The organism is Vibrio sp. 1978 (genome assembly GCF_033344345.1).
This window is the reverse complement of record NZ_JAWPOP010000056.1, coordinates 1-4,333: the sequence shown is the minus strand read 5'-3', so window position 1 is coordinate 4,333 and position 4,333 is coordinate 1. Positions and strand designations below refer to the sequence as shown.

Below are 4,333 nucleotides of genomic sequence, written 5' to 3'. Positions count from 1 at the left end.
CCTAGAGTCGTTAAGAAAAAACCAAGCCGATACCCTAGAAAAAACAATGCCGCTCACCTTAAGTGAACGGCATTAAACCATAACGCCCTCACTTTTTTTGAGGGCGTTTTTCTATCTGAAGCACAATTACCCTAGTCACAGTTCACATTTTGACGTAAAATTTGCGCCCCATTTCCATTAGGTGGAATTGGCCTGACTTGTGATCAGATAAAAGAGAATTGAGTAATGACAACTGAGAAAGCATTCGTGCCTGAGCTACTATCTCCAGCGGGCAGCCTGAAAAACATGCGTTACGCATTCGCCTACGGGGCAGATGCAGTTTACGCTGGCCAACCTCGCTACAGCCTTCGCGTACGTAACAACGAGTTTAACCACGAGAACCTAAAAATAGGTATCGATGAAGCCCACGCCCTAGGCAAAAAGCTTTATGTGGTATGTAACATTCAACCACACAACTCGAAGCTAAAAACGTTCATCCGTGATCTGAAGCCAATCGTAGAGATGGGTCCTGACGCATTGATCATGTCAGATCCAGGCCTAATTATGATGGTTCGTGAAGCTTTCCCAGAAATGCCAATTCACCTTTCTGTACAAGCGAACGCTGTAAACTGGGCGACCGTTAAGTTCTGGGCAGCGAATGGCGTGGAACGTGTGATCGTTTCTCGCGAGCTATCTCTAGAAGAAATCGAAGAAATTCGTGAGCATTGCCCTGAAACTGAGCTTGAAGTATTCGTTCACGGTGCATTATGCATGGCTTACTCTGGTCGTTGCCTACTTTCTGGCTATATCAACAAACGTGACCCTAACCAAGGCACTTGCACTAACGCATGCCGCTGGGAATACAAAGTTGAAGAGGGTAAAGAAAACGACGCTGGTGACATCGTAGAGAAATTCGACCCGACTGAAGCACAGCCTGTCGAAGTACAAGACGAGCTCCCTGAAACCACAATTGGTCGCGGTAAACCAACAGATGAAGTCGTTCTGCTTTCTGAAGCGCACCGTCCAGAAGAAAAAATGGCGGCTTACGAAGATGAGCATGGTACTTACATCATGAACTCTAAAGACCTACGAGCGGTTCAGCACGTTGAACGCTTAACTAAGATGGGTGTTCACTCATTGAAAATTGAAGGTCGTACTAAATCGTTCTACTACTGCGCACGTACCGCTCAAGTTTATCGTAAAGCAATTGATGATGCAGTAGCAGGTCGACCATTCGATGAAAGCCTAATGGGTACACTAGAAAGCCTAGCTCACCGTGGCTACACTGAAGGCTTCCTACGCCGTCATACACACGATACTTACCAAAACTACGATTACGGTTACTCAGTCTCTGATGCTCAACAGTTTGTTGGTGAATTCACTGGCAAACGTCGTGGTGACATGGCTGAAGTAGAAGTAAAAAATAAGTTTCTTGTCGGTGATAGCCTTGAACTAATGACGCCAAAAGGCAATATTGTTTTCACGCTAGAGGCAATGGAAAACCGCAAATCAGAGTCTATTGAAGACGCGAAAGGAAACGGTCACTTTGTATTCATTCCAGTACCAGCAGAGCTAGATTTAGAATATGGCCTATTAATGCGTAATCTAAACTCAGGGCAGGACACCCGTAACCCGACTGGTAAGTAACCATGGCCTTGCTCATTACTGACAAATGCATTAACTGCGACATGTGTGATCCCGAATGCCCCAATGGGGCAATCAGTATGGGAGAGAGCATTTTCGAAATTGATCCAGCGCTATGTACAGAGTGTAAGGGGCATTACGAAAAGCCGACCTGTCAGTCAGTGTGTCCAATTACAAAATGCATAATCACTGATCCGAACCATGTCGAAACTGAAGAGCAGTTGCTTGAAAAATTCGTGATTATTCAAGGGTTAGCATAAGAGCAATTAGGTTCAACTTTGGCATCAAAGTTGAACCTTTTCTCAACCTGATTTTTCAATAGGGATAATATTGCAGAATAGCTCTTTTTCAAAATGATACTCTAGTCTCTCACGCCAATTTTCCGCTTGAGAAACAGGTATTAAATAAAAGTTTTCTCGGCTCGTATCAGTAACGAAAGCCATTCCATATTGCATCAGCTCATAATGCACATCATTAACAAAACCCGGATCAAGGCGTTGACGCCCAGTCAGGTGATTCACATCCTCTCGAGTCAAAGAGACTCCTTTAGTATCACTGCTAAATCTGTGTCTTAACCACTCTGCAAATTCTTTTGCACAAATCATAGTCATGGTTTTGTCCTTGATTTACTCTTCTAACAGGAAAAGGGTATATCCCTGCCTTACACACTTGTCTGCGTTGTTATTGCTTTTTAGCCAACTGACAGACATATTGCTAAGAAACCAGAGTATCGTGACGAAAGGTCTTTTTCTAAACAGAGAAGTTACAACTTACCCATACTACAACTCTTTGTTTAATTTAGATTTCTATAATATGTCCCCAAAACTGATTGGGTTAGTTTTTGTATTGGTACTATTCAATGTAGACAAAAGTATGATGTTTCTCCAGTTTCATAAAAGAGATCACCAAGTACAGATAAACCTGAAGAGTAACACTAATTAGGATTGATAAGCGGCAAGCATTGAGGTGGAACGACTTTTTTTCGTTTGGGCTTAGAGGTTGTTTTTACCCGTGGAGGGGTATCAATAGGTTTTGCTTTCGGGGCCCAACTTGCGAGCTCAACACCGCAGCCATCGCCTACTGGAGGTGGTGCTTGATCAACACAATAGTCGCTCGAATCAGGACAAGACAACCTGACGTGAAAGTGGTAATGATGCCCCCACCATGGACGCACTTTACGTAACCAAGAACGATCTTTGCCGTTTTCTTGCAAGCAAAGTTGCTCCTTAATAACAGGATGTACAAAAATTCGTGCAACATCCTTACTTTTTGAAGCGTACCGAATTAGCTTAAAGTGCCGCTCTTCCCAGCGATGATTAAGTATGGAATAACCTTTTAAATCCACCACACTCATGGGTTTAGGAAGTTGTAATTCGTTATAAGAAAGCGGTTGGTCAGCAAGTCTTAACCAGATATCGATATCTAACCCGGTTTGATGACTAGAATGACCAGAGGAGAACCTTCCACCTCTAGGTAAAGACAAATCACCAATTAGCAGAGTGGTGTTGAGATTTTGATGAGCTTTAAGCGCCAGATTTTCAATAAACTCTATCGTTTTAGGGTGCCCATAGTAGCGCTTCGTTTTACTACGTAAGACTTGATAACCAACGCCATCGAGAGGCAAGGGTAATGCACCATCTAAACAACCGTTAGCATAACTACCAATAGAGGAGGAAGAGTTTCGGGTAGGATTAACCGCAGACTCCCAAGGAGTAGAACATACTGAAGCTGAGAAACATAAACCCAAAGTTACAATGAAACTCAGCCTCATAGCCTTTAACCTTTAGTAGTGTTCGCCATTATCGTAATAAGCTTTAGGAGATAAGGCGGAAAAGATAACTGCAACATCAATATCGGCACCAGCGATACCGCGCACTTGTTGCGTAATAAGCTTGGCAACTTCATCTTGCACTTCCTGGCCACGGTCGAACCAAAGCACTTCGACAAAAGGATATGCAGCACTCACCTCACCCTCATTGAAAAACGTAGTGTAGATATACTCAAAAGTAAAATCCTCACGCGGACAGTCCATTAGAGGCTGAAGTTCATCCGTAAGGGGTTTTGATAATGCCTGAACAGCTTGTGGCTCTACAGCACGGAATCGAAAATGTGGCATAAACTTACTTCCTAATTATTAGCATTAATGCATGATGATAACAGGAACCAAGTCAGTAATCATCCAAGCCAATGTAACCACTGACCTTTCAATAGATTGTGAATCAGATGTGCTCGATAACGAAGAAAAAGTGTTATGAAATTCGAAGGTAAAACAGAAAGAGCAAAGCGATACATCAACATTTAGTAATTACATTACTAGAAAATAAAACTATATGAAGCAAAGATATGCCATATTCGTTGGATAAACATACACCTGACGTTGAAACTATACGTTAGGAATAAAAGACATATTCGTTAGAAATAAAAGACATATTCGTTAGAAATAAAAGAGCCCCTGACCTAAGCCAGAGCTTATGAATATGGGGGATAGGTGAAGTGGACCAATATCCCGGAGATATGAGCTTTCAATCCCCCCGATACTTTGGTATCAGAGGAATCGACAACTCTTCCAACTAGTCAGCTTCTCTTTTCTTCAAATGCAAAAAAGCCCCAGCATTACTGCTGAGGCTTTAGAGTATGGCAGGGGTGGAGAGATTCGAACTCCCAACACGCGGATTTGGAATCCGCTGCTCTGCCAATTGGAGCTACACCC

General features: G+C 42.8%; 5 protein-coding genes. 2 read left to right on the top strand and 3 right to left on the bottom strand.

The annotated features are described in order from the left end of the window. The first annotated feature begins 225 nt into the window (after window positions 1-225). Both yegQ and R8N49_RS24150 read left to right on the top strand, forming a co-directional pair. A complete protein-coding gene (yegQ, locus tag R8N49_RS24155; RefSeq protein ID WP_186584457.1) occupies window positions 226-1,626 on the top strand; it encodes a tRNA 5-hydroxyuridine modification protein YegQ in 1,401 nt (466 codons plus the stop codon). Between the two features lie 2 nt (window positions 1,627-1,628). Next, window positions 1,629-1,883 carry a YfhL family 4Fe-4S dicluster ferredoxin gene (locus tag R8N49_RS24150; protein ID WP_005381763.1) on the top strand — a complete coding sequence of 85 codons (255 nt, stop codon included), beginning with the start codon at window positions 1,629-1,631 and terminating at the stop codon, window positions 1,881-1,883. 42 nt (window positions 1,884-1,925) lie between these two features. Here the strand turns inward: R8N49_RS24150 and R8N49_RS24145 are convergent, their stop codons facing one another. The 3 genes from R8N49_RS24145 to R8N49_RS24135 all read right to left on the bottom strand — a co-directional run bounded on the left by R8N49_RS24145 (window position 1,926) and on the right by R8N49_RS24135 (window position 3,739). Beyond that, the gene (locus R8N49_RS24145) at window positions 1,926-2,234 is read right to left on the bottom strand and encodes a hypothetical protein (RefSeq protein WP_005381765.1); all 309 of its coding nucleotides are present in this window, start codon (window positions 2,232-2,234) and stop codon (window positions 1,926-1,928) included. A gap of 323 nt (window positions 2,235-2,557) precedes the next feature. Then, window positions 2,558-3,394, bottom strand: coding sequence for a penicillin-insensitive murein endopeptidase (gene mepA / locus R8N49_RS24140; RefSeq protein ID WP_017633932.1), 837 nt, complete (start codon window positions 3,392-3,394; stop codon window positions 2,558-2,560). 12 nt (window positions 3,395-3,406) lie between these two features. Continuing rightward, window positions 3,407-3,739 (bottom strand): DUF1904 domain-containing protein, encoded by a 333-nt coding sequence (locus R8N49_RS24135; protein ID WP_005381768.1) that lies wholly within the window; start codon window positions 3,737-3,739, stop codon window positions 3,407-3,409. Window positions 3,740-4,333: the final 594 nt, after the last annotated feature.

Excerpts from the sequence above, each read along its gene's own strand:
- yegQ (WP_186584457.1), top strand. The coding sequence starts at position 226 with ATGACAACTGAGAAAGCATTCGTGCCTGAGCTACTATCTCCAGCGGGC.
- R8N49_RS24150 (WP_005381763.1), top strand. The coding sequence starts at position 1,629 with ATGGCCTTGCTCATTACTGACAAATGCATTAACTGCGACATGTGTGAT.
- R8N49_RS24145 (WP_005381765.1), bottom strand. The coding sequence starts at position 2,234 with ATGACTATGATTTGTGCAAAAGAATTTGCAGAGTGGTTAAGACACAGA.
- mepA (WP_017633932.1), bottom strand. The coding sequence starts at position 3,394 with ATGAGGCTGAGTTTCATTGTAACTTTGGGTTTATGTTTCTCAGCTTCA.
- R8N49_RS24135 (WP_005381768.1), bottom strand. The coding sequence starts at position 3,739 with ATGCCACATTTTCGATTCCGTGCTGTAGAGCCACAAGCTGTTCAGGCA.